The sequence below is a fragment of the Streptomyces europaeiscabiei genome (genome assembly GCF_036346855.1).
Lineage (GTDB): Bacteria > Actinomycetota > Actinomycetes > Streptomycetales > Streptomycetaceae > Streptomyces > Streptomyces europaeiscabiei.
This window is the reverse complement of sequence record NZ_CP107841.1, coordinates 9,156,823-9,181,914: the sequence shown is the minus strand read 5'-3', so window position 1 is coordinate 9,181,914 and position 25,092 is coordinate 9,156,823. Positions and strand designations below refer to the sequence as shown.

18 protein-coding genes and 5 pseudogenes are annotated in these 25,092 nt (G+C 68.3%); 10 read left to right on the top strand and 13 right to left on the bottom strand.

Annotated elements, in window-relative coordinates:
* Positions 1-45: 45 nt before the first annotated feature.
* Positions 46-1,332, bottom strand: coding sequence for an ISL3 family transposase (locus OG858_RS39955; protein WP_330346576.1), 1,287 nt, complete (start codon positions 1,330-1,332; stop codon positions 46-48).
* A 521-nt stretch (positions 1,333-1,853) separates the two neighbouring features.
* Between OG858_RS39955 and OG858_RS39950 the strand changes: the two genes are divergently transcribed.
* Positions 1,854-2,906: a Gfo/Idh/MocA family protein gene (locus OG858_RS39950; RefSeq protein WP_327725525.1), complete on the top strand. Its 1,053-nt coding sequence runs from the start codon at positions 1,854-1,856 to the stop codon at positions 2,904-2,906.
* Positions 2,907-3,056: 150 nt separating this feature from the next.
* Here OG858_RS39950 and OG858_RS39945 read toward each other — a convergent pair.
* Positions 3,057-3,647 (bottom strand): annotated as a pseudogene (locus OG858_RS39945) (IS701 family transposase); the annotation flags it as partial.
* Positions 3,648-3,707: 60 nt separating this feature from the next.
* Here OG858_RS39945 and OG858_RS39940 point away from each other — a divergent pair.
* Positions 3,708-5,006 (top strand): transposase, encoded by a 1,299-nt coding sequence (locus tag OG858_RS39940; protein ID WP_406202015.1) that lies wholly within the window; start codon positions 3,708-3,710, stop codon positions 5,004-5,006.
* A gap of 28 nt (positions 5,007-5,034) precedes the next feature.
* A pseudogene (locus tag OG858_RS39935) lies at positions 5,035-5,763 on the top strand (transposase family protein).
* A 100-nt stretch (positions 5,764-5,863) separates the two neighbouring features.
* On the opposite strand, the gene OG858_RS39930 reads toward OG858_RS39935, so the two are convergent.
* A complete protein-coding gene (locus tag OG858_RS39930; protein ID WP_327725524.1) occupies positions 5,864-6,577 on the bottom strand; it encodes an SDR family NAD(P)-dependent oxidoreductase in 714 nt (237 codons plus the stop codon).
* A 346-nt stretch (positions 6,578-6,923) separates the two neighbouring features.
* Between OG858_RS39930 and OG858_RS39925 the strand changes: the two genes are divergently transcribed.
* A complete protein-coding gene (locus OG858_RS39925; protein WP_327725523.1) occupies positions 6,924-7,097 on the top strand; it encodes a hypothetical protein in 174 nt (57 codons plus the stop codon).
* Between the two features lie 390 nt (positions 7,098-7,487).
* Here OG858_RS39925 and OG858_RS39920 read toward each other — a convergent pair whose 3' ends face one another.
* The 4 genes from OG858_RS39920 to OG858_RS39900 all read right to left on the bottom strand — a co-directional run bounded on the left by OG858_RS39920 (position 7,488) and on the right by OG858_RS39900 (position 13,469).
* The gene (locus OG858_RS39920; RefSeq protein WP_327725522.1) at positions 7,488-8,873 is read right to left on the bottom strand and encodes an MFS transporter; all 1,386 of its coding nucleotides are present in this window, start codon (positions 8,871-8,873) and stop codon (positions 7,488-7,490) included.
* 1,327 nt (positions 8,874-10,200) lie between these two features.
* A complete protein-coding gene (locus tag OG858_RS39910) occupies positions 10,201-11,205 on the bottom strand; it encodes a PDR/VanB family oxidoreductase (RefSeq protein WP_327745447.1) in 1,005 nt (334 codons plus the stop codon).
* Positions 11,202-12,293: an aromatic ring-hydroxylating dioxygenase subunit alpha gene (locus OG858_RS39905; protein ID WP_327725520.1), complete on the bottom strand. Its 1,092-nt coding sequence runs from the start codon at positions 12,291-12,293 to the stop codon at positions 11,202-11,204. The genes OG858_RS39910 and OG858_RS39905 overlap by 4 nt, the downstream gene beginning before the upstream one ends.
* A 291-nt stretch (positions 12,294-12,584) precedes the next feature.
* Entirely contained in the window at positions 12,585-13,469 is an 885-nt protein-coding gene (locus OG858_RS39900) for a LysR family transcriptional regulator (protein ID WP_327725519.1), read from the bottom strand.
* Between the two features lie 644 nt (positions 13,470-14,113).
* Here OG858_RS39900 and OG858_RS39895 point away from each other — a divergent pair.
* Both OG858_RS39895 and OG858_RS39890 read left to right on the top strand, forming a co-directional pair.
* Positions 14,114-15,199 carry an S-(hydroxymethyl)mycothiol dehydrogenase gene (locus OG858_RS39895; RefSeq protein ID WP_327725518.1) on the top strand — a complete coding sequence of 362 codons (1,086 nt, stop codon included), beginning with the start codon at positions 14,114-14,116 and terminating at the stop codon, positions 15,197-15,199.
* Positions 15,199-15,658: pseudogene (locus OG858_RS39890) on the top strand (MBL fold metallo-hydrolase). Before OG858_RS39895 ends, OG858_RS39890 begins: the two are co-directional and overlap by 1 nt.
* A 110-nt stretch (positions 15,659-15,768) precedes the next feature.
* Here the strand turns inward: OG858_RS39890 and OG858_RS39885 are convergent.
* Positions 15,769-15,972: pseudogene (locus OG858_RS39885) on the bottom strand (IS110 family transposase); the annotation flags it as partial.
* Here OG858_RS39885 and OG858_RS39880 point away from each other — a divergent pair.
* Positions 15,964-16,177 (top strand): annotated as a pseudogene (locus tag OG858_RS39880) (IS110 family transposase); the annotation flags it as partial. The pseudogenes OG858_RS39885 and OG858_RS39880 sit on opposite strands and share 9 nt — an antisense overlap.
* A gap of 352 nt (positions 16,178-16,529) precedes the next feature.
* Here OG858_RS39880 and OG858_RS39875 read toward each other — a convergent pair.
* Positions 16,530-17,645 carry an alcohol dehydrogenase catalytic domain-containing protein gene (locus tag OG858_RS39875; protein WP_328543945.1) on the bottom strand — a complete coding sequence of 372 codons (1,116 nt, stop codon included), beginning with the start codon at positions 17,643-17,645 and terminating at the stop codon, positions 16,530-16,532.
* Entirely contained in the window at positions 17,642-18,538 is an 897-nt protein-coding gene (locus tag OG858_RS39870) for a fumarylacetoacetate hydrolase family protein (protein ID WP_327725515.1), read from the bottom strand. Before OG858_RS39870 ends, OG858_RS39875 begins: the two co-directional genes overlap by 4 nt.
* 246 nt (positions 18,539-18,784) lie before the next feature.
* Between OG858_RS39870 and OG858_RS39865 the strand changes: the two genes are divergently transcribed.
* From OG858_RS39865 to OG858_RS39855, 3 genes are all read left to right on the top strand, one after another.
* Positions 18,785-19,702 carry a VOC family protein gene (locus OG858_RS39865; protein WP_327725514.1) on the top strand — a complete coding sequence of 306 codons (918 nt, stop codon included), beginning with the start codon at positions 18,785-18,787 and terminating at the stop codon, positions 19,700-19,702.
* A 102-nt stretch (positions 19,703-19,804) separates the two neighbouring features.
* Positions 19,805-20,701: an ABC transporter substrate-binding protein gene (locus OG858_RS39860; RefSeq protein WP_327725513.1), complete on the top strand. Its 897-nt coding sequence runs from the start codon at positions 19,805-19,807 to the stop codon at positions 20,699-20,701.
* Positions 20,702-21,221: 520 nt separating this feature from the next.
* Positions 21,222-22,025 (top strand): GntR family transcriptional regulator, encoded by an 804-nt coding sequence (locus OG858_RS39855; RefSeq protein ID WP_327745444.1) that lies wholly within the window; start codon positions 21,222-21,224, stop codon positions 22,023-22,025.
* A gap of 43 nt (positions 22,026-22,068) precedes the next feature.
* On the opposite strand, the gene OG858_RS39850 is transcribed toward OG858_RS39855, so the two are convergent.
* The 3 genes from OG858_RS39850 to OG858_RS39840 all read right to left on the bottom strand — a co-directional run bounded on the left by OG858_RS39850 (position 22,069) and on the right by OG858_RS39840 (position 24,544).
* Positions 22,069-22,500: a MarR family winged helix-turn-helix transcriptional regulator gene (locus tag OG858_RS39850; RefSeq protein ID WP_327725511.1), complete on the bottom strand. Its 432-nt coding sequence runs from the start codon at positions 22,498-22,500 to the stop codon at positions 22,069-22,071.
* Between the two features lie 91 nt (positions 22,501-22,591).
* Positions 22,592-23,464 (bottom strand): fumarylacetoacetate hydrolase family protein, encoded by an 873-nt coding sequence (locus tag OG858_RS39845; protein WP_327725510.1) that lies wholly within the window; start codon positions 23,462-23,464, stop codon positions 22,592-22,594.
* A 42-nt stretch (positions 23,465-23,506) separates the two neighbouring features.
* The gene (locus tag OG858_RS39840; RefSeq protein ID WP_327725509.1) at positions 23,507-24,544 is read right to left on the bottom strand and encodes a cupin domain-containing protein; all 1,038 of its coding nucleotides are present in this window, start codon (positions 24,542-24,544) and stop codon (positions 23,507-23,509) included.
* Positions 24,545-25,092: the final 548 nt, after the last annotated feature.

The window sequence follows — 25,092 nt, the reverse complement described above, 5'->3', positions numbered from 1 at the left end:
ACGCCCTCGGTGGGGCCGTCGCTTACGGAAGCGTGAGCCCGGCGATCACGGCGTCGATGTCCCGGTCCAGGCCCCGGGTGAAGGCGTGTAGGTGGGGCAGGTCGGCTGTTCGGGCTGGGCGATCCAGTGCGTGAGCGCATCGGCATTGTCGGTGTGTGGCGTACAGAGCGGGGCGAAGTCTCTGATACCTGTGGCCAGTTGGGTCATTTCGGGGCAGGCGGCGGTGAGCTTGGCCAGGAGTTCGTGCTGCTCGGGCTTGAGGTTGTCGGGTCTGGTCAGCAGCATCCGGGCGAGCCGACGTGGCGAGATATGGCTGTGGTCGGCGTCCGCGCGGCCTTGGTTGATGTACTTGTGCAGAAGGTTCAGGCAGCCTGTGAAGCCGAGGGTCTTGATCTCTTCGAAGAGGTGCTGGACGGGGACGCCGGGGTCTTCACTTGGGCGCTTGCGCAGGTGCTCGCGGTAGGGATCGACCAGGCTGGCACGGTACTTGGGGACGCGGAGCATGCGCTCGGGCCGGTCGGCTCGGGCGTAGCGTTTGACGGTGTTCAGGGCCAGTTGCAGGCGGCGGGCGCATTCGAGCAGGCCCACGCCCTGGTCGAGCAGGCCATGAACCTGATGCCGGCGTTCGAGGGTGGTCTGAGCGCGGGGCCCGTCGTAGATCGGCGCGTCCCGTACGGTGGCCCAGCAGGCACTGTGTGCCTGCACCTCGCTCAGGGCGGCTTCGCACAGGTTCTTCCATAAATGCCAGCGATCACCGACTTGCACCACGTCAGGCAGAGCACGGCGGATGGCCTCGGCGTAGGTGGCTGAGCCGTCGCGGCACACGACCTCGATGCCCGGATGCCGGCGCAGCCACGCTTCCAGCGTGTCGGCCGTGCGGTCGGGCAGCACGTCGATCCGTTCATGGGTCTCGGCGTCGATCACCACGGTGGCATAGCGGTGCCGCCGGCGCAGGGCGAAATCGTCGACGCCGATCACGCGGGGCACACGCCCGTGGGCAACGGGATGCGCAGCAGGGTGCGCAGGGCCGTGTGACGGGACAGGCCCACCGCGAGTATCGCCAGCAAACGTGATCCCGCCCGGCCCGCTTGCTCTTTGATCACGGCCTTGACCTGCCTGGTCAGACGAGCGGTGCGTCCTGGTATCGCTCCAGCACCCGGGCACCTGTTCGTGGAAAGTGTGGCGGCAGCCTCGCGTGGGACACACCAGACGCCGCACCCGCACACGGACCACCACCCGTCGCCCGTCGCCCGCCGCCCGTCGCCCGTCGCCCGTCGCCCGTCGCCCGTCGCCCGGAACGTCGACCACCGTCCGCCAGTGATAGCCGTGCACCCGTCCCGACGAGGCCCCGCACACCGGGCAGACCGCGGTGTCCGGGCCCGCACCACGATCCGCTCACCCTCGTCGACCACATCCCCCATGACCAGTGGGGACAGACCCGAGAACACCGTCTGCACAAGCTCGTTGACACCTATCGCATGAAGGTCAACGACCCAACTCTCCCTCACCACCGAATGTGAGACAGGGCCGCTCACCGTACAGACCCCACTTAACGGAGTCCTACTAAACGACATCACGCCAGCAAGGTAGGTAGTAGCGGTTGCAGGGCAGCCGAGGCGGCGAGCGCTGCGGCCACGGGGAGTCCTGCGAGGACCGCTGTCAACTGCGGCGGTGGGCTTGCTGACCTCATCCTTGACCGCGATCTGTCAGGCAATTAGGTTGTCTGTCACTCAGTTTAATGTCAGATCTAACCGCTGGTATGGCCAGGGCGTTTCCGCCAAAGTCCCCGTCCAGCGCCTCCCCAGCCAGCTTGAGTTTCGGCCCGCTTCCCTCCTTATCTCCTGCGAGGACTGATGACCGGCACACTCCCTGCTCCCCGTGTTATCGGCCCGTCCGATGTCCGCCCCCTGCGCTGGGGCATCGTCGGCACCGGCTGGATCGCTACCAGGTTCGCCCGCGCACTCCATACCCACACAACTCAACGGATCGTGGCCGTCGCGGCGCGCAGCACTGAGCGGACCATCGCGTTCGCCGCCGAGCACGGCATCGAGAAGGCGTCGCCGACGCCGGAGGCGCTCGTGTCCGACTCGTCCGTCGACGTCGTGTACATCGCCACCCCCCACAGCTCACACCGCGAGTTCGCCTTGCTCGCGATCGCTGCGGGCAAGCACGTACTCATCGAGAAGCCGCTTGCGACGTCGGCTGAGGAGGCTGGCGAGATCGTGGCCGCCGCGCGTGCTGCACGCATCTTCGTGATGGAAGCGATGTGGACCCGCTACCTCCCACAGACGGACATCGTGCGACAGCTCCTGGCGGACGGTGCACTCGGCGACGTCCATCTCGTCACCGCGGACTTCGGATTCAGCGCACCTTTCGACCCCAGAGGTAGGCTGTGGGATCCCGCTCTCGGCGGCGGAGCATTGCTCGATGCAGGCGTTTACCCGATCTCATTCGCCTCGTTCGCGATCGGCGAGCCCAGCGTGGTGCGGGCATCTGGGGCGATGACCTCGACCGGTGTCGACGCGCGAGCGGCGGTCTTATTGGAAACGGCAAGCGGAGCGCAGGGGCTCCTTGCGACTTCGATTGTCTCGGAGTTGCCCACAAGGGCGATGGTGATCGGTTCCGAGGGGCGAATCGAGGTCATGAGTTCGTTCTTCACACCGAGTGGCGTCACGTTGATGAAACGCACCGACGCGATGGGGGCGGTTCTGACCTGGGTTGACGACACCTTCGAAGAGGGTTACGACGCACTGAGCTATCAGGCGAATGCCCTCGCCTCGTACGTTGCGGCGGGTCTGACCGAGTCCCCGTTGCACCCCCTCGACGAGACGGTGTCGGTCCTCGCCACGATCGACGAGGCACGCGCACAGGTGCTGGGGTCCGCTGGGCCACCGGTCGCGGCGTAGATGTGGTCGACACTGACGCGAGCGCCGATCCGGCAATATCGTGGAGCATCACGCGCGCGAGCTCCAGTGCATCCATCCCAACGGCCTGGGACAGTTTCACTCCGACCGCCCGAGCAGTCACCGGTAGTTCGTTAAATTCAGCGGTAGAGGTCAATCGCGTGTCCGGTGCTGACGGCGTCGATCAGGGCTTGGAGCTCGGAGGGTGGTGGGGTCCTGTCCGTCCAGGCTCGCCACCATCGGTTGAGGGGGACGGCGGGGGTGAGCCAGGAGGGGATGTCGCGTAAGGCCCTGGGCTAGCAAGGCTGTTGGGGCCGGTGGGACGGGGCTGGTCCCCCTCTCTCTGGTCCCTCGTCGGTCGGAGCAGGGGTCCGGCGCGGTGGCGTCCAGGGGGCCGGGTGGGGTGAACCATTGATCCCGGCAGAAGGAGAAGGCGCAGTTGACCAGGGTCTGGTGGCGGCGGATGGCGCGGTCGGAGCGGACTTGGAAGTCGGCCCAGCCCAGTTCGTCCTTGATTTGCTTGTAGCTCTGCTCGATCCAGGGCCGCAGGCCGTAGAGGCGCACGATCTCGGCCAGGTCGGCGGGCGGGTGCGGGCTGGTGGCGGCGTGGGGTGCCTCGGGGTGGGGCAGGTTGGTGGCCAGGTACCAGGTGGCCTTCTCCGGCAGGGCAGCCGGATCAGTGGTGGCCACGACCAGGCGGCAGGGTGAGTCGGGGCCGTAGCCGCCCAGGCGGGCATCGGCTGCCTGCTCGGAGCGGCGTTTGGCCCCACGTTCCACGGGGAGGCCCGCTACGCGCGGCAGTTGATGCACCTGCTCGGCCCGCAGTCGCTGGTGTTGGCCGACCGCGGCTTCGACAATGGCAAGCAGCTGGCCGAGTTCGCCGGCACCGGTGCCCAGTTCCTGGTCCGCCTCACCTCCAAGCGCCGTCTGCCCACCACCCAGCGGTTATCCGACGGCTCCTACCTGTCCAGTATCCGCTCGGTGCAGGTGCGGATCATCGAGGCCGACATGGCCGCGACCTGCACCGGCGGCACCCGCCTGCACGACGGATACCGGCTGGTGACCACGTTGCTGGACCCCGGACAAGACCCCTCCGGCACCCTTGTCCACCTGCATCACGAGCGCTGGGAGATCGAGTCCGCCTACTACGCTCTGCGCCACACGCTGATGCAGGGCAGGGTGCCGCGCTCCACCGACCCGAGGGGTGTCGAACAGGAATTGTGGGCCCAGCTCACCCTCTACCAGCTCCTGCGCACCGCCATGGTCGACGCCGTCGAGTCCGTGCCTGGCACCGACTTGGACCGGGCCAGCTTCACCATCGCCCAGGAAGCGGCCCGCGACCAGGTCGTGGCCGCCCAGGGCGTCCTTGACGAGGACGCCGGTCTCGTCGGCCGGATCGGTCAGGCTGTCCTGGCCAATCTCCTGCCCGCCCGCCGCCCGCGAATCAGCTCCGGCAAGGTCAAATCTCCCATGCCGCGTTATGCCAGAACCGACGACGGACGCCCCATGAACAGCACGAAGATCGCATCCATCACCATCAGCGTCCACGCCGTTCAACCAACCACGCCTGCTTTCGTCTCCCGCCGTCACCCCTTCCCTCCCGCTGCGCCGCACGCGCGCGCTCCGCAGCTGCCACCCCTCATCGACCGCACCATGGGGTTCCTGCACTCCCAGCCAGGGCGCTGCTGGAACGCCACCGACCTCGCGCACGCCCTGGCCGTGAACAACATCAACAGCTACCGTGTGCTGCTTTCCCGCTGGGCCAGCCAGGGACACTTCGCCAAGGTCGGCAGAGGCACCTACACCCTGATCGAGGATCTGGCCGCCCTGTCGCCGCCGCCGGTACCTCCCCGTGTCGACCCGGCCCTTTCCCGGTTCGAAGGCACTCTCGCTGTCCTGCAATCCGCGCCGGAACACTCCTGGACCGCCGGGGGGATCGCACCAGCACTCGGCATTGCCAACCCCAACGTCTTCGCCACCCAACTGAGCCGCTGGGCACGGAACGGGCGGATCACCAGAACCCGCAGAGGGGCCTACACCTTCTTGCCCGACGCGCTAAAACCACTGGCAGAAAGCGGGTTGACCTGCGGAGGAAAGCCTTAACTCCGCGGCATTGGCACAGGAGCCAGCGTTGGGACCCTATTCTGCCGCACTCGACCTGCCCCACGCCCTGATCGACTGGGTCACCATGCTCATCGTCACCCGCGAGGGTGACCGACGATGCAAACTCCCGCCGCACCAGCGTGCGCTCGTCGCCCTGACGTACTTGCGTAAGCACGACACGCTTGCCCAGATCGCCGTCGGCTTCGGTATCTCGGTGGGCACCGCTCACGCTTACACCACCTCGGTGATCAGCCCGCTCGCCGACCGTGCACCGGGCCTGCTCAAGGTGGTGCGCGAGACCGATCCCGACTACGTCCTGCTCGACGCCACTCTCGCGGAGTACGACCGCTGGGCGACGGCCGGGCCGACTACTCTGCCAAGCACCGCCGACATGACCGATCCGGATGGCCGGCTGCTGTGGATCTCGCCCGCATTGCCCGGCCGCGCGCACGACCTGACCGCGGCCCGCACCCACCAGATCATCCGGATCTGCGAACGCCAGGGCGTCCCGGTCCTCGCCGACCGCGCCTACATGGGAGCTGGCCCGTGGGTGACAACGCCCCTCAGACGCCCGCCGGGCCGTGACCTCACGCCAACCCAGCAGACCGTCAACGGAGCGCTGCCCGCGGCACGGGCACCGGTCGAGCGCGGCGTCGCACGGCTCAAGTCGTAGCGGATCTTCCGCAGGGCACGACGCAGCCCAAATCGAATGTCGTCAATCTCCGCCGCCGTCCTCACCCTGGAGCGGCAGCGCTGAAATGGCGAACTGTGTCCCGAAGAACCCGGAGCCACGCTGGTGGTGAAGGTGCGCCCCGGCCGCGTGCATGGACGCCGCCCTGGTCACATCGACGGTCGCGTCAGTCGAGTGCGACGCCTGTGTGGCTCTCGAGGGCTTGGACGAGGCGGGTCTGGAACTTTTCGTCCTGCGCCGCGGGACATGGGGTCTGCGTCTGCCGGTGGTACCAGTAGCCGCCGGTGCTCGGGGTCACGCCGTGGTGCGTGGCGAGCCACACCTGGGTCTGGTGCCCAGCGGTCAGGTCGTCTGGTGCGCCGGCACCTCCCATCCGTGTGGGCACCCACCCGGGGTCGACCGCATGACTCGTGGTTCCCTCCCATCGGGACGCGAACGCGAACGCGAGGGTGGTGACCCACAGCTTGCTGTCGTCGTAGGAGGCGGTGCCGGCGGCCAGCCGTCGCAGGCCCGTGGAGCCGGATCGGTGCATGGAACTGCTGAGGTAGATGAGCCGGCCCGGTTTGTCCATCAGCGCCGTCAGCAGGTAGGGAGCGACCGTGTTGACGGTGCCCGCATCGCGGGAGTTCATGGTGCCGGCGTTGTGAATGACGGCGTCGAAGCGGCCGAACTCGCCGACTTGCCGGGCGACATCGCGGATCTCGTCGAGGTCGGCGAGATCCCCGGTGACCACACCTTTCCAGCGGCCGGGGTCCTCCGCGCCGGTGAGACGGGCCGGGTTCCGGACGTGGACGACCACATCGTGCCCGTCGTCGACCAGGGCGTTCGCCGTGTTACGCCCGAGCCCGCCGGCTGCCCCGGTCACCAGGATCAGTGCCATGTCAGTCCTCTCCTGTGCGTGTGGGCGGTGCGTCCCTGCCCACACCACGAACCGTACGGCTGCGTCCGGCAAGTTGGGATGCACTGCCAGTACACCCATCCCCGGTAGCTCACCATCGCGCAGCATGACCGCTGGCGGGAAGAGGCTTCGGGCATACGCCGCGCAGAGGGCCGAATCCGCAGAGAACACGGTCCGTTTGTGTGGTCGAGCTGAGCCGTGCGGGCGCGCGCCTTGGGGTGACGCGTCCATGACCGATCGGGAGTGAAAGCTCTATGAGCTCAATTACCAAGACAGACAGCGGCCCTCTCCCCTTGAGGCGCCGCGGCCTGTTGGCAGGGACGGTAGCGTGCCCGGCATTCCGGAGAACTACGCGGCCTACGGGCAGGCCGTCCGCCAGCTCGGCTACTTCCTCTTCGTCCAGGCCGCGCACTTCCCACCTGACGAACACCCCACCGCGTCCCCGGATCGCCGGAATCTACCTGGATTCGAGGTGGCCTCAGGCAGGCGGGCGATCGCCTGACAGTCACGCCGAGCCGCGACCCGGTAGCCGTTTCACGTCGACCGAATCCCTGACCCGCTCGGATCCCCCCGATGGTGTCGCAGGCGATGCCGTCGCCTCCGGCTGCCTTCGCCCTACAAGTAGCAGCGTCTGTAAGGCCGCAGGGAGGAGACACGAGTGATGCGGCAGGACAGGGCGCGGACGGACGGCCGCGGAGATTGCGGCTGTGGCGTTGGTGGTGTGCCGAAGGCTACGGAGCCAACGCCCGCCCATTCGGCAGCACCGGCATTTCATCAGGTTCGGCGTCCTTTGCGACGGCGGCGATGACGCCGGTTCGCCGCTCGGGCATGGCCTGTGACGCCCGAGCGACGAACCGGCCGTAGATGTCGGACGCTCAAGTCTGAGCGTGGATCAGGCCGGCTCAGCGAGGGACCGCGTGGGCCCGCCCGCACTCACGAGGTCCGCCGGGTCTTCCGTCCTTGGCGCGCGGGGAACCAGCCCGGTCAGTACGGCGCCGATGAGGCCGGGCACGGCGAGGGCGTAGAAGTTCCACTGGAACGCCAGCCCGGATCCGATGATGAGTCCGAGCAGCGGTGGGGCGAGCATCGAGCCGAGGCGACCGAAGCCCAGGGACCAGCCCATCGCCGTGGCGCTCGCCCCTACCGGGTAGTGCTTGGAGACGTAGGCCAGGACGAACGACTGTGTCCCCATCGCCCCAAGGCCGCCCAGCGCGACGGCCGCGTACAGCACGCCCGTGGGCAGCTGCAGACTGAGCACCAGCACGGCGACGCTGGACACCAGAAATGTCGTGACGATGATCGGCTTGGAGCCGATTCGGTCTGCTACGAACGAGAGGGCGATCGTGCCGACGACGGCGCCGATGTTGAACATGAGGAGGAAGCCGAGCGCGGAAGCCGAGGAATGGCCGGCGCGGTGCATGATCTCCGGGAGCCAGATGTTGAATCCGTAGATCATGAACAGGCACAGGCAGCACATCGCCAGGAAGCACAGGGTCGCCATGGCGTAACCGCGCGAGAAGAGTACCCGCACCGACGACTTGCCGCCTGAGCCGGTTCCGGACGGGCGTGCCTCCGGCGCCGGTACGGCCTTCGGCGCGTCATCCAGGGCGATTCCCCAGCGGTTGGCCGTCTTTTCCGCCTCGGCGTGCCGCCCTTTCGCCCGGAGGAACGCGATCGACTCGGGCAGGAGCATGAGGGCCAGCGGCACGACCAGGAGTAGCGGGAGGAGGCCGAGCAGGAACATCGTCTGCCAACCGAACCGGGGAATGACGAAGATTCCGGTGAGAGCGGCGATCATGCCGCCCACGGGAAAGCCGCTGAAGACGATCGCGAAGACCAGGTTGCGTGATTTGGGATGTGAGTACTCACCGACGAGTGCGCTGGCGGTCGGCAGTACGCCGCCGAGACCGAGGCCGGCGGCGAACCGAAGGAGGCCGAACATCTCCGGAGAGGTGGCCATCGAGCACAGGCCCGTCATCACGGAGAACCAGGCCAGGCAGCCGATCAGCGTCTTGCGTCGGCCCAGTGTGTCGGTGAGCGTGCCGACGGATGTGGAACCTATGAGCATCCCGACCAGGCCGAACGAACCGATCAGGCCGACACCGGCGGGAGTCAGGCCCCACCCGGGTTCGTGAAGAAGCGAGGGAACCACCGCGCCGTAGATGATGACGTCGTAGCCATCGGAGATGACGGTGATCCCACAGATCGCCAGTACCAGCAGTGTCACCGGAGGCCATTTGGCATTGCCGCGGCTCCCTCTGCGAATGTCTTCTTGCATGACACTTCCTCTCACATGGCTTTGCTTTTCGGGTGAGGGTTTTTCTCACTTCGGGGCGGCGCGTGGAAGCTTGATGGTGGTCTCTGACCGGTGCCGTTCTGGGGCGCACAAGCGGAAGCCGAAGAAGCGTCCAGCCGGATCAGCAGGTGTGACGTGTAGATGTGGGCCCCAGGGAGGCGGGCAGCCTTGGTTCCGCGAGGGCGGCGGTTCTCCTCGACGTCCTGAGTGGGTTGTCCGCGTCACACCCGCATCGCTAAGTGTGCACACTATTTCTGGCATGTAAAGGGTTCCGTCATGCGGTTCAGGAAGGATTGACGGAAGCGCCACCCGCTGGGCGGCTTCGGTCCGGGGTGCGCCCCGGCCCTGTGACACCTTGGTGATCTTGTGAGCCTGGGGGGTCCGGTAAGCGTGGTATCGCAGGCGGGAGCCGCTTCGGGCGCATCTGACGCGAGTGCTCTTCTGGTGAGTTTCGACGCTCCGTGATCGCACATGCGTAGCCAGGCGTGCGGCTTTGTTGGGGTGTGACGGCTCCGTTGCGCTCGGTTGGGTGTATGCACATTGTGGTCGTGTGGACCAAACACCCATCGGCTCCGAACTGGGTTGCGGACCATGGATCATCAGCGCCGCCACCGAGCAGGCGTCCAGGCTCATGTCCTCGCGCACGCTGGCGGCGCCGATCCGCTGGCATTCCGCCAGTACCCCACACAGTGCGGCCGGGGCGGTGATGGTTCCGGGCGTGAAGCCGGCCAGGCTGGGCGCACCGGCGGGCGCCACAACGATGTCACCCGGCTTCTTCCGCTGGCCGACGGCCCGCTCGAATGCGGTGCGTGCGGGTCCGGCCCCGCCGCGAGCCCCGCGCCCTGTACACCGACCGCGGCTACGACCAAGACCTGTAACGCCGCCGACTGCGCGAGCGCGGCGTCGTCCCGGAGATCGCCCGGCGGAGGCAACCGCATGGTTCGGGCCCGGGCCGCGTCCGGGGGTGCCGACTCCGCCATCGCCCGGCTTCACGGTCCTCGCCGCTCACGGACCCGCCGGGACGTCCGCGAGGACATGCGCGACGCCTCTCCCGGTTCGCCCATCGCATGACCCACGCCTGCGAGCACCCAGCATCGTGAAAGGACCGCTGACACCTGCGAAGGCGGACGCGGCATGCGGCTCGGCGCCGCACTTTCCAGACGCTGGGGTGCCCGCTGAATCCACGACGGCAACTGCGTCTGGACGGAGCAGGACCTTCCCCTCCTGGGCACCGCCGGTCTGAGGGAGCAGACGTTCCCGCGCCACTGCCCGGATCGCGGCCGGAGGCTGCGGCCGGGGTTCGTCGGGTTCAGCAGTCGATGGTGAGGGAGGCTCCCGCGACGCGGGAGACGCAGGCGCACATCGCCCGACCCTCCGCGCGCTGGCGTTCGGAGAGGAACACGTCCCGGTGATCGACGCTGCCGTCCACGTCGAGTACCGCGACTCTGCACAGGCCGCATTCGCCTCGGCGACAGTCGTACATCATCTCCACCCCGGCGCTTTCGAGGGCGTCGAGGAGGCTCGTGCCGACGGGTACGTCGAAGCTCAGCCCGCGTGCGGGAACCTCCACGCGGAACGGTGCCGCGGGAAGGGCCCCACTCGTGCCGAACGTCTCGAAGCGGAGTCCGCCGGGTGGCCTGGCGGCGTGTTCCCAGGCTGCCCGTACGGCCGTCAGCAGCCCCATCGGGCCGCAGACGTACAGCACGCCCCCGTCGGGTACCGACGCGACGAGCTCGTCCGGGTCCACGAGGGCTCCGTGACTGTCCTCGACGACCCGGACCCTGCCGGGGTGTTCCCGCTCGAGGTCCCCGACGTAGGCCATGTGGTCGCGGGACCGGCCGGCGTAGACGAGTTGATAGTCGGCGCCTCGTGTCCGGAGGGCGTGGGCGAGCCCGACGATGGGTGTGATGCCGATGCCGCCGGCGAGGAGCACGCTCGGCAGTGGCCCCGGGCTGAGCGGGAACTCGTCGATGGGGCCGGCGAAGGTGATCTGCGAGCCGAGGCGCAGGCTGTGCATCCACCACGATCCTCCACGGCCGTCCCGCTGGAGGCGTACGGCGATGCGGAGCAGGCCGTCGTCGTGGCCGCGGTCGACCAGCGAGTACGAGCGGGTCTCGGGCCCACCGGCCAAGGGGACGGTGATGTCGATGTGACTGCCCGGGGGGACCGATCGAACCGGCGCGGACGGGCGCAACACCAGTTCGACGATGTCCGGTACGAGTTCGCTGCGTCCCGCCACGACGGCAAGGTCTGCTGTGCGGCCGTACGGGCCGGAACCGGGGAGCTGCTTGGAGGAGTCGACGGTGCTCGTCATGCCGTCTCCCTCGTCGTGGCCGCGACGGCGGCCAGGCGGCTCGGAGGTGTACGGTCGCGTCCCTGTTCGCGTGCGACCTGTGCGTCGATGATGCGGCGCACCCACATCCCGCCGACGTCGATGTTGAGGTTGTAGAACTCGTGTCCCGGGTTGGCCTCGATCGCCCGCTGCTGCGCGTTGAGCATGTGGGTGTCCTGGCCGAAGACCCGGGCCACAGCCTCGCGGAGCAGGTTGGTCAGGCTCTGGTCGTGCAGGTGGTAGTTCCGCCTGAAACACCAGAAGTAGTGGGAGCCGCCGGCCGCGGCGGGCGTCACGGTATTGAGCGCGTAGCCGTTGATGCCGGCGCTCCGGTCACCCTCCGGGGCACCGGTCCCGGTCGGCGCGACACCGACATCGATGGTGATCGTCGAGGGAGCGGTGTAGCGGATGACCTGCCACCGGTCGACGGGCCCCTGGTGGTCCGGGTTCTTGCGGCGCAACTGCATGCCGAGGAAGGGTGGCGCCTCGATTCCCCGCATCCACCGGGTGAGCGTGACCGAATGGTCGTCGTGGGCCACGTCGGGTTCGGCTTCCGAGAGCTCGTCGTTGGCGAGGCTGTCGGCGTGCAGGAACTGCTCGTGGGTGAGGTCCATGAGGTTGTCGAGGACCAGCCTGTAGTCGCAGTCGACAGTGATGGTCCCGCCGTCCCCGGCCCACTGCGGATCGTCGTTCCAGTGCAGGTCCGGAACGAGATCGGGATCGGCCACCGCGGGATCGCCCAGCCAGACCCAGACGAACCTGTGCCGCTCCACGACCGGGTACGAAGCGACCGCGGCGGAGGGGTTGAGCGTCTCCTGGGCAGGCATCCGGGTGCAGCGGCCATGGGGCCCGAAGGCGAGGCCGTGGTAGCCACAGACCACCTCGTCACCGTGCAACTCGCCCATCGACAACGGCACGAGACGGTGCCAGCAGGCATCGGCCATCGCCACCGCGTTCCCGGAAGTGGTGCGGTACAGCACGAGCGGTCGCTCGCATATGGTGCGCGGCAACAGGCCGCGACCTACTTCGGTGTCCCAGGCCGCGGCGTACCAGGCGTTCAGTGGGAACATGACGGTTCTCCTCCTCCGGTTGTTCACGTGCTGCCGTCGGGAACGACGGGGACGTCGGGGTTCGGCGGCAGCCGTCTCGCAAGGACGAGTCCGCAGCCCCCGTGCGAGGTACCAGCTCTCGACACATCGCAGAGCGTGGTGAGGAGCGGGAACGAGGCTTGCGTCGGTCATCGGCGCCACGCCGTAGGGCCGGTGCCACCTGCCCCCTGGGGGGCGCCTCCGGTCACGACAGGCTATGCAGCCACCAGGAATGAGTCCAATGAATGATACGAATGACTCGCAATCGTGTCGTCAATGAACTGCGCGCATCAGCTGCTCCCGCAGCCACGCCCGCCCGGGATCGCCGGCGCCGCGCGGGTTCCACACCAGATCGACTCCCAAAGGCGGCAGTGGAACCGGCGGCTCCACCACGCGCAGCCCGTTCTGCCCCGCCAGCCGCTGAGCCAGCCTGCGGTGCAGCAGTGCGATCATGTTCGTGCCGCTCACCACCGAGGGGATCATCAGGAACTCGGAGACGACGACCTGCACGACGAGATCGGGGATCATCCCGGCCAGGGCGTGCTGTGCGCCGACACGTCCCCCCTCCCACTCGAACACCACGTGGGGCAGCCGGGCGAGGTCGTCGACGGTGAGTGTCGCGCCGATGCGGTCGTTCTTCGCGTCGGCGACCACGACCCAACTCTCGTTGTAGAGCCGCTCCCTCGGCAGCGTGGTCGGCATGGTGTCCGGCAACAGCGCCACGTCAGCGGTCGCGTCGGTGCGGGTGAGGTCCATCAAGAACTCGGGCGCTTCCAGATGGAGGCGGACCCCCGGCGCGGTCACGGCGAGCATCGTGCTCAGGGCGGGTACGACGGTCAGGGCCGCGGCGCTGGACGCAGCGATGCGGAAGGTGCGGTCCGACGTCGCCGGATCGAACGTCGGAGGTGCGAGCACCTGACTGGTGGCGGTCTCCAGGATCAGGTTGACCGGTTCGATCAATGCGGCGGCACGGGTCGTGAGCACGTACTGCCGCCCCACCCGGAGAAGGAGGTCGTCCCCAAGCGTGCGCCGCAGCCGCTGCAGGGCGTTGCTCATGGCCGGCTGCGTCAGCCCGACCGCCTCGGCGGCGCGCGTGACACTGCGGTGTTCGAGCAGGGCCGCCAGCAGCGGAAGCAGGTTGAGGTCGACGCCGTGCAAGCCGGTTACCGGGCGCTGCGCCCGAGATTCAGTATTCACTACATCTATATAGCGCATTGAGAAAGGTCATTCGACTGACTGTCGGCAGGGGTATTACGGTTCTGGCCAGGGCGCCGAGCCCTGCGGGCCGGTGAGCCCGCGACGAAATCGATCACACCATCACGCAGGCCCTGGGCCACGGCCGTCACCGGCTGCGGCCCGTGCATTCGGGAAGCCGATGCTCCGGAGCCCCGCCGACGGAGCCGGATCTCCGGAAGCGGGGCAGTTGAAGCGGAGGAGTGACATGCGTCGCCGAGGCCACCGTCGGGGACCTCGCCGTCCCGGATGAGCCGCTCGACACTGTGCCGCCGATCCCGTAGTGGTGCGAGCCGGAGATCTTGTTACTGATCGGTCGCGGCCTCACCGGGCCGCATTTTGTACATGCCAACGGATGTCAGAGTCGCCGAGGACGCGGGTCCACAGCGAGCCGATGACTAGCTGCCCCACGACCGCCGTCACGACGAACTCGCTGGAACAGAGCACCGTCACCCGACAACACCTGCGCTCGTGGGCTCTCCTGCCCCTGCCGAGTTCCATCGGTTGCTTGATCTGCCATCGATTCATCTCCGTCGATTCATCTCTGTGGAAAATGAGGGAACCCAGCAATGTCCCAGCAGGTACGAGGCGTTGTCGCGCGGGCGAAGGGCGAGCCCGTCGGCATCGAGACGATCGTGATCCCCGACCCGGAGCCGGGGGAGGCGGTGGTACGGATTCAGTCCTGCGGGGTGTGTCATACGGACCTCCACTACCGTGAGGGCGGCATCAACGACGAGTTCCCCTTCTTGCTCGGCCATGAGGCGGCCGGTGTCGTGGAGTCGGTCGGCGAAGGCGTGACCGCCGTCGCGCCCGGGGACTTCGTGATCCTCAACTGGCGCGCCGTGTGCGGTCGTTGCCGCGCTTGTCTGCGCGGCCGGCCCTGGTACTGCTTCAACACCCACAACGCCCGGCAGAAGATGACCCTCACCGACGGCACAGAACTGTCGCCGGCCCTGGGCATCGGCGCCTTCGCCGAGAAGACCCTGGTCGCGGCCGGGCAGTGCACCAAGGTCGCCCCGGCCGCGTCACCGGCCGCCGCGGGCCTGCTGGGCTGTGGCGTGATGGCGGGCGTCGGCGCGGCGATCAACACGGGTGCGATCACCCGCGGTGACTCCGTGGCCGTCATCGGATGCGGCGGCGTCGGCGCCGCGGCGGTGGTCGGCTCGCGGCTGGCCGGCGCGGCGAGGATCATCGCCGTGGACATCGACGACCGCAAGCTGGAGACGGCCCGCAGCCTGGGCGCCACGCACACGGTCAACTCACGGGCAGCGGACGCGGTGGAGTCGATCCGTAAGCTGACCGAGGGATTCGGCGCGGACGTGGTCATCGACGCGGTAGGCCACCCCGAGACCTACCAGCAGGCCTTCTACGCCCGAGACCTGGCCGGAACGGTCGTCCTCGTCGGCGTGCCCACGCCCGAACGGAGACTCGAACTGCCGCTACTGGACGTCTTCGGCCGGGGTGGGGCGCTGAAGTCGTCCTGGTACGGCGACTGCCTGCCCTCGCGCGACTTCCCCCTGCTGATCGACCTGTACATCCAGGGGCGTCTGGACCTCGACGCGTTCGTTAGCGAGACGATCGCCTTGGACAGGGTCGAGGACGCCTTCGCCCGGATGCACAACGGCGATGTGCTGCGCTCCGTGGTCGTGCTGTGATGGCCGCCCGCATCGAGCACCTGGTCACGTCCGGCACCTTCAGCCTGGACGGCGGCACCTGGGACGTCGACAACACCGATACTGATCCACCTCGACGACCGGCTACTGTGGAAGCACACCCACCCGGACCGGAACCCGGACGGCTACCTCTCGGACATGCGGCGGATCGCCGTGGCCGGCATCGAGCTGACGGTGCTTCATATTTCCGGCCATACACCGGGAGCGATCTCGCTGTACGCCGAGGAACTGGGCACCGTGTTCACGGGCGTTACCTTGTTCGCCGGAAGACCTGGGGCCACGGGACGGTCGTACTCCCACTTCCCGACCATCATCCGCTCCAACCGTGACCGTCTGCTGGTCCTGCCGCCCGAGACGGTGGTCCGTACCGGTCACGGAGAGTCGACCACCATCGGCACCGAGGCTCCACAGCTCGAAGAGTGGATCGATCGGATCAGCTGAGGCCGGCGAGCCTTCGGCATTGTCCGGACAGCGAAACCGTCGCAGGTCAGTGACACATCGCGCAGGTCACCCCGGAGCCGGACATTCCGTGGCACCGCCCTGCCTACTTCGCCTGCCTCGTGCACCAGTGCATGCCGGATCTGCGTCAGCAGACCCCGCAGCCGGTTGGAGATGCGGATTGCTTCGCCGGCCAGGTCGTCGTCGAACCCGACGATCAGCTCCGACTCGGCGACGGCCTCGTCTTCGCGCTCGACCGAGCGGAGCGTGGGTGGCATGACACGGGCCGCGCCGGCGATGACGATGGCATCGCGGGCACGTCCGCCGGGAAGAAGGCCTTCGACAAGCAGCTACCCAACAGCGAGCCCCAGCTCCGCGAGGTGTTCAGCGAGCTCAAGGCCGAGCGCGGGACTGTGCTCGTGGTGGTCGACCGATGCGCATCGATCGGTGCGCTGCCGCCGCAGGTAGGCGACCGGGGACATGGGCTCCCCGGTCGCCTACCTGCCCAGGCTGACGATGCGACCGTCGGCGGTGGCGTGATGTTCGCTGCTGCGCAGGCACCCGTCGCTCGGCCCCTCGTGAATCGGCGTGGACGATCACGTCGCGCTGCGCAGGGCCACCGCACACCTGGTGGCCCAGGGCCACGCCCGCATCGCGTACCTGGGCGGCACTGAGGAGCTGCCCTACCAGCGGCGAGCGTCCGCGCAGCTTCCTCAGCGCCCTGCTCGAAGGCGGTCGGCTGGGCGCCCGCCGGACGCATGGAGCTGGGCCCGCCGCGACGGTGGAGCCCGGCGGGACCGCCTTGGGACGACTGATCCGCATCGTCCCCAAGGTTGTCCCACCGGCACCCGGCCGGGTGCCGGGTGTTGGGCCGTTACGCGTCCCAGTCTCCTGGGCCCAGAGTGAGTGCCACCCGCCCGAGACTGTTGTCGTCCTCCATGTAGCGGTGGGCATCGGCGGCGCGGACGATGGGGAAGGTGCGGTCGACCACCGCGCGGAAGCCGTTCTCCACCTGCGTCCACAGTTCCTTCACCGCGGCCGGGTTGCCCGTGCGTACCCCGATGATGCTGTGGCAGTCGGAGTACACCCGGCACAGGTCGATCTTGACCTGGCCGCCGAGGAAGGCGCCGGAGGTCACCACGGTGCCGCCGCGGGTCAGGGACTCCATGGTGGCGTCCCAGACGGCCGGGTCACCGAGGTTGTCGACGGCGATGTCGACGCCGCGACCACCGGTCACCTCGCGTACCCGCTCCACGAAGTCAGGCGCGTTGGTGTCGAGCACGACGTCGGCACCCGCCGCGGCCATGGCCGCGCGCTTCTCCGCCGAGCGGGAGGTCGAGATGATCTTCGCGCCCAGGTGCTGGGCGTAGGCGGCCGTGGTGGAGCCGAGTGCGGACGACGCCCCCTGGACGAGTACCCAGTGTCCGGGGCGGAGTCCTGCCTGGGTCAGCTGGTTGGCGGCGACAGCGCCGAGGAGGGCGAGCGAGGCGGCCATCGCGGCCGGAATGCCGTCCGGGACCTTGTGGACGTTGTGCGCCGGCACCGCACAGTACTGCGCGTAGGCGCCGGGGCGGTGGGTGCCTATCACTGTCAGGGAGTCGCAGACTTCCTCGCGGCCGTCGGCGCAGTAGGTACAGGTGCCGCAGGCGACGCCGGGCAGCACGGCCACGCGGTCGCCGACCCGTACGGAGTCCACGCCTTCGCCGAGGGCGGCGACGGTGCCGGCGTGATCCGCGCCCAGGATGTGGGGCGGTGTGATCTTGGCGTAGGGGTGGTTGCCCGCGCGAGCCGTGAGGTCGAGCAGGCGTCCGATGCCGACCGCGGCGACCTGGACCAGGACCTCTCCGGGGCCGGGACGCGGTGTGTCCACCGTGGCCTGCTCCAGGACGTCGGGCGGTCCGAACCGGCGGAACAGCATGGCCTTCATGGTGGTGGGCACCGGCAGCGCCTGCGGCCAGCCCAGCTCGGAAGCCGTAGGGGTGTTGCTCATGACGCCACCACCGTGTTCTCCAGGCGACCGATCCGTTCGATTTCGATGACTATGTCATCCCCGGCGGCCAGGAACTCCCCGCGCGGAACCCCGCAGCCCGCCGGTGTGCCGGTGAGGATGACGTCTCCTGGTTCCAGTCGGGTGATGCGGCTGGCCGCCGCTATGACCTCGGGGATCTTCACCATCATCTGCGCGGTGGAGGAGTCCTGTTTGAGCACGCCGTTGATGCTGAGCTGGATCCTCAGGTTCTGGGGGTCGGTGATCTGCCAGGCGGGCACCAGTCCGGGGCCGAGCGGGCAGAAGCCGTCTTGTCCCTTGTGGCTGACCCAGTCGAAGGTGAACGGCTCGGCGACCGGCTTGTCGGACTTGATCCGGTCACGGGCGGAGATGTCGTTGGCCGCCAGGTAGCCGGCCACATGGTCCATGGCCTGCTCGGGCGCGAGGTCGCGGCCGCGACGACTGACGACGATGGCCAGTTCGGCCTCCCAGTCGATGCGTGCACCAGGGTAGGCGGGCAGCGGCACCGGGTCCCCCGGTCCGGTCACGGTCGTCGTCGGCGGCTTGAGGAAGAAGAACGGGTCACCCAGCTCATCAGGGCGTTCGCAGCCCATCTCGGCGATGTGGTCCCAGTAGTTGGCGCCCGCGCAGAGCACCTTGCCGGGATACGTCAGCGGCGGAGCGAGCCTGGCGCCGACGACGACGTCGGATGCTGCCGGCGTCCAGGCGCGGAACAGCGGCGCGAGCGACTCCCATCGGCCCAGCACTTCCATCAGCGTGAGACCCTCGGTCCCGGGTGGCCCCTGGACCACGGTTCCGTCGGTGTAGGCACCGACGGCGATCATTTCCGAGTCATCGACCCGGTACTGCACCAGCGACCATTCAGGCGGTGTCATGTTTCCTCCGGCAAGCGGCTCTCTGAAGCAGTAGAACCGTAGTGCATACACATTGGTAGAGGAAGAGCCTGCTCTCGAGTGCATGGCGGTGGGCATGGTTGGCCGCGTGTCATGGCATGCGCGAAGCAGCTTAGGCATGGCACGTAAAGGTTTCACCCGGCATCTGGACGTCAAGCACTAGAGGTGTACACACTTACCTTGGTGCCCGTGCAGGACGCGGGTTCACCAGAACCATTAGGAGTGCACATGTTGCGTGTCAAAGGTCTCCTGCACTACGGACTCGAGGTGCCGTCGCTCGATAAGGGCGCAAACTTTTACAGTGCGTTCGGGCTGGAGACGGCGGAGCGCGGCAATGCGGTGGTGATTCGCTGTGACGGCCGGGAGCAGGACCAGACGGTGCTGATGGAGGGGCCGGTCAAGCGCCTCCACCACGTGGCGTTCGCGGTGGACCCGGACTCGCTGCCCGAGTGGCAGCGCCGCCTGGAGGGCCTGGGCCTGAAGCTGCAGGACGCGCCGGAAGAGGTGTCTGGCGGGTTGTGGTTCCGCGATCACGAGGGGAATCTGGTCAACCTCCGTGACGAGGGGATAGCCCCCTGGCGCGAGTTCGGGACCACGGACGCGCAGGACGCCAACGTGGGCGATCGGGTCCGCCGGATCGACCAGGCCCGCTGGCTGACCGCGACCGAGAAGACCCGCCCCCAGCGACTCGGCCACATGCTGATCTTCAGCACCGATGTGCGCGCCTCCGAGGCCTTCTACGCCCGCGCCCTCGGGCTGCGCCTGTCGGACCGCATCATCAACGGCGGGCCCGTCTTCATGAACTCGGGGCCCGGTGACCACCATGTCTTCGGCTTCGTCCCGGGAACGCACCCTGGCCTGCACCATTCCAGCTGGATGGTCTCGGACATCGACCAGATCGCCAGGGGCGCGCGGGACATGGCCTCCGTGGGCTACGCCAAGGGCTGGGGCCTGGGCCGGCACACCCTCGGCTCGAACCTCTTCCACTACATCCAGGACCCCTGGGGAAGCTGGATCGAGTACTCCGGCGACATGGACTGCATCACCGAGGACTGGAAGCCGGGCGACTGGGACTGCCCGGCCGCCGTGTGGTGCCCCGAGATGCCGGCCGATTTCATCGCCAACCACGAAGCAAAGCTCGCCTGACCGCCGTCGCGTGACCGCCGTACTGCTCCGAACAGACGGCCTTGCGCGTCCCTGCCCTCCTAGTCGAATGAAGCCTCATATGGCCTGTTCAGGGAGTTCTTGATGCTAACCACTCTGAGCGCGCTCCGCCCGACCGGCGAGCCCACCCGACAGCTGACGGTTGGCGTCTTCCCCGGCGCCGGCAACGTGCATCTCCACCACGCCCTCGACTCCGGGTACTTCCAGCAGGCCGGGCTGGAGGTAAACCTGGTGCAGGTCGTCTCCTCCGACCAGCAGATGGCCGGCTGGAACCATGAGGACTTCGACATCATGCACACCTCTCCCGACCACCTGCTGCGTGGGCTGCTGAAGCGCGATCCGGTGGCCGTCCGGGCCGAGGGCATGGGTGAACTGGCTGTTCACCGGCGCCCCGGAGCGTCGCTGCCGACGGACCGCTGGGCGGTCGACAACGCGCAGAGCGCCTTTGCGTTCGTCCTGCGCGCCGTGCTCGCCGACGTCGCCGGCTCCCCGGTCGCCGACGACCAGCTCGTCCCCGTGGGGGGCACGTTGCAGAGATTCCAGGCCCTGCCGACGGCCGCTGTGGACGGGACCACACTGCATCCGCCGTTCGACCTCCTGGCCACCGAGCAGGGGTTCCCGCGCGTGGGCGGCCACCTTCAAGTCGCGCCCAACCTCATCACCAACGTGCTGGTCACCCCGCGGGCGACGGCGACCGCGTGGCACACACGCGCCTACGCCGAGGTCTGCCGCAGGAGCACCGAAGAACTGCTGGCCGCCGGCGCACCGGGCATCGAGGCGGCTCTGCTGCGGCACGGTCTGCCCGAGGCCGCCGCCCGGGCCGCGATCCCCGGCCTCCTCGGCCCCGCCGGCCTCTCGACATCACCTGACGTGACGCTGCGCGGCATCGAGGCGGTCGCCGGCCTGCGCCGCCGCTTCACCCCCGCCTGGAAGCCCTCAAGCCCGCTCACGTCCCTGATCGGCCCTGGCCAGAGAGACTGACACAAGCCGTCGCCGAGGTGGAGACGCCGCCGCCCAGGCGGCATCACGAATTCGCCCGGGCACGATCCGACTTGTGTTGACGACGTCTTCTCCAGCAACGCCGACGGTGTCGGTGAGGAGAACCGCAACGCTGTGCGCATGGCGGTGCTGCTGGTCGGTCTGCTGGTGACTGGCCCGGCGTCACCGTCAAACCCGCTGTGCACCTTTGGACCGGGGCCGTCATCCAGGTGGCATGGGCACTCGCGCTCGTTGCCGCATCCCTCGCCGCGGCGGGTCGGCGGCGGTGCGGCGATTCCGCGCTCGGCATGAGTCAGGGCCTTGCCCTCGTTCTCGTGCGATGAAGAGCAGGGCGCACCGGCGCGGTCTGGCCGGCGAAGCCACGACCTGCCCCGCCCCCCCCTCGCAGGTGGATACAGTCATGCGCTGTCTGAACACGGCAAGGTCGACGTGAGCGGGCCCTGCCCCCGAAGTTTGGGCGGATCACTGTATCGGCTGCATACACACTGGGTAGACTCCCGGCGTGAGCAGAAGCAGGAACACGTCCCGCGAAGAACAAGTGCCGGCCGACGACCGGGGCGAGGCGCCGGTCCGGTCGGTGCCGCCGGACGAAAGCCCCGCGGCTGCCGCGGGCGGGCGCCGACTGGCCCTGGACGTCCATGGGCGGTTGCGCACCATGATCCTCAGCGGCGAGTTGCCTCCGGGGTCGGTGCTGCTCCAGGCCGAGATGGCCCGGAAGCTGGGCGTCAGCCGTACGCCCATGCGCGAGGCCTTCCGGCTGCTCCAGGAAGAGGGGCTCATCGACGCGCGTCCCGACCAGCGAGCACGGGTGCGGTCGGTGGACCCAGAGGACCTGGACGCTGTCTACGGGGCCCGCATCATGCTCGAATCACTTGCTGTCACCATGACGGCCAAGACGTTCACGGCTACGGACATCGAACGCATGAGCGACGCCCTGAAGCGTATGCAGGGGGTGACGGTCGACGAACAGCCGGACGAGTGGCACGCGGCGCACCACGAGTTCCACGGCATCGCCACCCAGGCGGTGGGGCCACACCTGCAACGCATGATCGCCTCGCTCGGCGAACACAGCGAGCGCTACATCCGCCTGGCTCAGCTCGGCGCGCACTCGTCATGGGGCAAGGCATACGCAGAGCACGAAGCACTCCTGGAGGCACTGCGCCTGAGCGACCCGGTCGAAGCCGCACGCGTGGTCGCCCGTCATCTGGCGCGCACCGCGCTGAGCGTGCTGGCGGACATTGCCCCCGAGTACGAACCCGCGGCCACTCGGACGGCCCTGGGGATCGCGGGCAACGGTCAGCCCTGACGTCGTGTGAGGTGCGTCGGTCCAGGGCCGCACCGAGGAACCGTCAGGAAAGCTCAGCCTCGGCCAGTGTCTTGAGCAGCCGCAGTGCCGTTGCTCCGTCCTGGACGGGCAGGGCCTCCAGCATCTGTTGGTTGATGCGCTGGGCGGGCGGGATGAGTTCCTCCAGCAACCGTGCGCCGTCCGGTGTGAGGCACAGGATGGTGCGTCGGCGATCTCGTTCGTGGCGTACCTGCTGTACGTAGCCCTGGTCCACCAGGCGGCGGACGATGACGTTGACGGTGGAGCGGTCCAGCGAGGCTTCTTCGGCCAGGGTTCGCTGGTCCACCTCCGGACGTCGGGCCAGGGTGTTGAGCACGGCGAACTGCTGGGACGTGATGTCACGGGAGACGTGCGCTGTCCACAGGGCGGTGTGGACCTGTTCGCACCGCCGGATCAAGTACCCGATGTAGGCGTCGAGTTGGAGTGCCTGAACCATACGCTGTCCCATCCCCGCCCACTGCGGTGCCGCCCCGGTGGAAGCACTTCGCGCAGGTCGAGAGTGTAGTGGCCGGAGCGGCATGCGGTGATCAGCGGGCGAGTGCGGAGGCGTTGCCGGGCCGCTGGGCGTAGGGGGCGGCGTGACTGGCGTCGACTCCCACCTCCAGCCGGCCGATACGCTCGATCTCGACGACGACCCGGTCGCCGTGTGAGAGCGGTCCGACGCCGGCCGGGGTGCCGGTGGCGATGACGTCGCCCGGATACAAGGTCATGACCGAGCTGGTGTAGGCGATCAGTTCGCCGACGCCGAAGATGAGGTCGGCTGTACTGACCCGCTGGCGGGTCACGCCTCCCACGTCGCAGCGCAGGTCGAGCCGGTCGGGATCGGGCACCTCGTCCGCGGTCACCACCCAGGGGCCGAGCGGGGTGAAGGTGTCGAAGGACTTGCGGGTGGAGCGGTCCTCGCCGGAGCGCACCGTGATGTCAAGGACACATGTGTAGCCGAACACGTACGACAGTGCCTCTTCGACGGGTACGTGGGAGGCGGTACGGCCGATGACGACGCCGAGTTCGCCTTCCTGGTCGGTGCGCTTGTCGCTGTAGGGGAGGCGGATGTCCTGACCGGGGCCGATGACGGAGGAGTTGGCCTTGAGGAACACGCCCAGGTCGGCGATGGAGGTGGTGTACTCCATTTCCGTTTGGTGGTCGCGGTAGTTGACGGGCGCGGCGACGATCTTTCCGGGTCGGGGCAGGGGTGCCTGAAGGCGTGCGGTCGCCAGGGAGCTGCGGGGAGCGGTGTCCAGGGACGGTCTGGGCGTTCGGCCGGCGGCGTGGGCTTCGATCCAGGCGTGCAGCGCACCGCCGGAGTGGGGGGCGTCGTCACCGAGCGCGTCGGTGATATCGACGAGGTCGTCGTGATCCACGACGCCGAGTCGGCCGTCGTCGAAGAGTGCGAAACGCATGGCGATTCCTCACGGGAGCAGAAGCGGCATTCGGAGAGGGGGTCAGGCTTGCGGATCTGCGGGTTCGCAGCGGTACAGGCCCAGGGCATTCATGACGGGTTGGTCGCTGTAGGAGAAGAGCACCGCGTCGGCGGATGCCGAGGTGTTCAGGTGGCGGTAGGCGGCCCAGCCGGGGACCGCGAAGGTGTCGTGCCGGGCCCAGTCGAGGCGGGTTCCGTCGACGACAGTGGCCCCCTCGCCGCGTGCCACGTGGAAGATGGTGGAGGCGGTGTGGCGACGGCCCGCTCCTTCGAATCCCGGGCGCAGCCTCTGGACCCGGCAGCCGATGGTGGGCATGACGGGGCCTCCGTTCCAGGGGTTGGTGTACTCCAGGACGATGCCGTCCACGTCGCTGCCCTCGGCGCTGTCGGCGATGGCGTCGAACGCCCGCTCGGTCTCCGCCCAGGTGTAGCGGGTGACCGGCGAGTTGGGGCCTGCTGGGCTTTGCCAGGCCGGGTTGAGGCGGCCGTGCAGGAACTGCCGGCTTCCGGCGTCGTCGGGACGGGTGACCGGCTGAAGACGCTGGGGATACTTCTCGTAGAAGCCGGCTTCGAGGGCGTTGACCAGGGGATAGTCCAGCGCGTCCAGCCAGATCATGGGGGCGTCTCCGGCGTGGGTGTGGTCGTGCCAGGACCAGCCGGGGGTGAGCAGGAGGTCGCCGGGGCTCATGTGGACGCGTTCGCCGTCGACCGTGGTCCAGGCGCCGCTGCCTTCGATGATGAAGCGGAAGGCGTTGGAGGTGTGCCGGTGGGCCTGAGCGGTTTCTCCCGGCAGGATGACCTGGAGTCCCGCGTACAGCGTATTGACCGTGGCGGGCGGTTCGGCGAGGGCGGGGTTGACCAGCATCAGCACCCGTCGCTCGGCCTCTTCCAGGGAGAGGGTCCTGGAGAAGTGCAGGAGATGGGGGCGCAGGTCGCGCCAGCTCCACACGAAGGGCACCGCTCGGCTGCGGGGCTGGGCAGGGAAGAGATTGCCGTAGTAGTGCCACAACGGTGCCACGCCGTGGCGAGGCAACTCGTCGTAGACGGGGTCGGGTGTCATGGCGGCTCCAATCACGGTCAGCCCGCTGCGGGCACAGACCGGCCGGGGTATAGGTCGGGACTTGATCCAGGGATGTGGGTGGTGTCGAAGCTGTGGACGGCCGAAAGGTCCGTTGCACGGCATGCTTGAGTTGTTGACACAACCGGTGGTAGCTGCCGCCCGCAGGAGCTCATCGCCACCTCGGTCCTCCGTGACGATCTCGATGAACGCCTTGGCAGGCCCGAACAGGCCATCGGTCGCCGACAGCGACCGTAAATAATCAGTACGCCAATCATTGGTGCACTGATTAAATACTTGTCGCTCATCGCAGTCAAGCGCTGGCCTTGATTGAGCCCCTGTCGCCCATGGCGCCGCGCCCCGGGCTGTCTCGTCGGCAGCCGGGGACTCCGCTGCCGCGCCCTGCCACTACGAGGACATTCGCCGACCGTGCATCATCGGAGTGCAATCAGGTGAGCGGAGGACGGGCTGAGAGCAAGCGACGCCCGAAAGTCTCGCTGAGCGTCTCAGTCGCGCCTCGCCCACAGAGGGGGCTTCTTTTCAGGCGAACG

Coding starts and splice junctions, on each gene's coding strand:
- OG858_RS39845 (WP_327725510.1), bottom strand. CDS start 23,464: ATGCGTTTCGCACTCTTCGACGACGGCCGACTCGGCGTCGTGGATCAC.
- OG858_RS39950 (WP_327725525.1), top strand. CDS start 1,854: ATGACCGGCACACTCCCTGCTCCCCGTGTTATCGGCCCGTCCGATGTC.
- OG858_RS39850 (WP_327725511.1), bottom strand. CDS start 22,500: ATGGTTCAGGCACTCCAACTCGACGCCTACATCGGGTACTTGATCCGG.
- OG858_RS39920 (WP_327725522.1), bottom strand. CDS start 8,873: ATGCAAGAAGACATTCGCAGAGGGAGCCGCGGCAATGCCAAATGGCCT.
- OG858_RS39930 (WP_327725524.1), bottom strand. CDS start 6,577: ATGGCACTGATCCTGGTGACCGGGGCAGCCGGCGGGCTCGGGCGTAAC.
- OG858_RS39940 (WP_406202015.1), top strand. CDS start 3,708: ATGCACCTGCTCGGCCCGCAGTCGCTGGTGTTGGCCGACCGCGGCTTC.
- OG858_RS39905 (WP_327725520.1), bottom strand. CDS start 12,293: ATGTTCCCACTGAACGCCTGGTACGCCGCGGCCTGGGACACCGAAGTA.
- OG858_RS39875 (WP_328543945.1), bottom strand. CDS start 17,645: ATGAGCAACACCCCTACGGCTTCCGAGCTGGGCTGGCCGCAGGCGCTG.
- OG858_RS39910 (WP_327745447.1), bottom strand. CDS start 11,205: ATGACGAGCACCGTCGACTCCTCCAAGCAGCTCCCCGGTTCCGGCCCG.
- OG858_RS39870 (WP_327725515.1), bottom strand. CDS start 18,538: ATGACACCGCCTGAATGGTCGCTGGTGCAGTACCGGGTCGATGACTCG.
- OG858_RS39895 (WP_327725518.1), top strand. CDS start 14,114: ATGTCCCAGCAGGTACGAGGCGTTGTCGCGCGGGCGAAGGGCGAGCCC.
- OG858_RS39865 (WP_327725514.1), top strand. CDS start 18,785: ATGTTGCGTGTCAAAGGTCTCCTGCACTACGGACTCGAGGTGCCGTCG.
- OG858_RS39860 (WP_327725513.1), top strand. CDS start 19,805: ATGCTAACCACTCTGAGCGCGCTCCGCCCGACCGGCGAGCCCACCCGA.
- OG858_RS39840 (WP_327725509.1), bottom strand. CDS start 24,544: ATGACACCCGACCCCGTCTACGACGAGTTGCCTCGCCACGGCGTGGCA.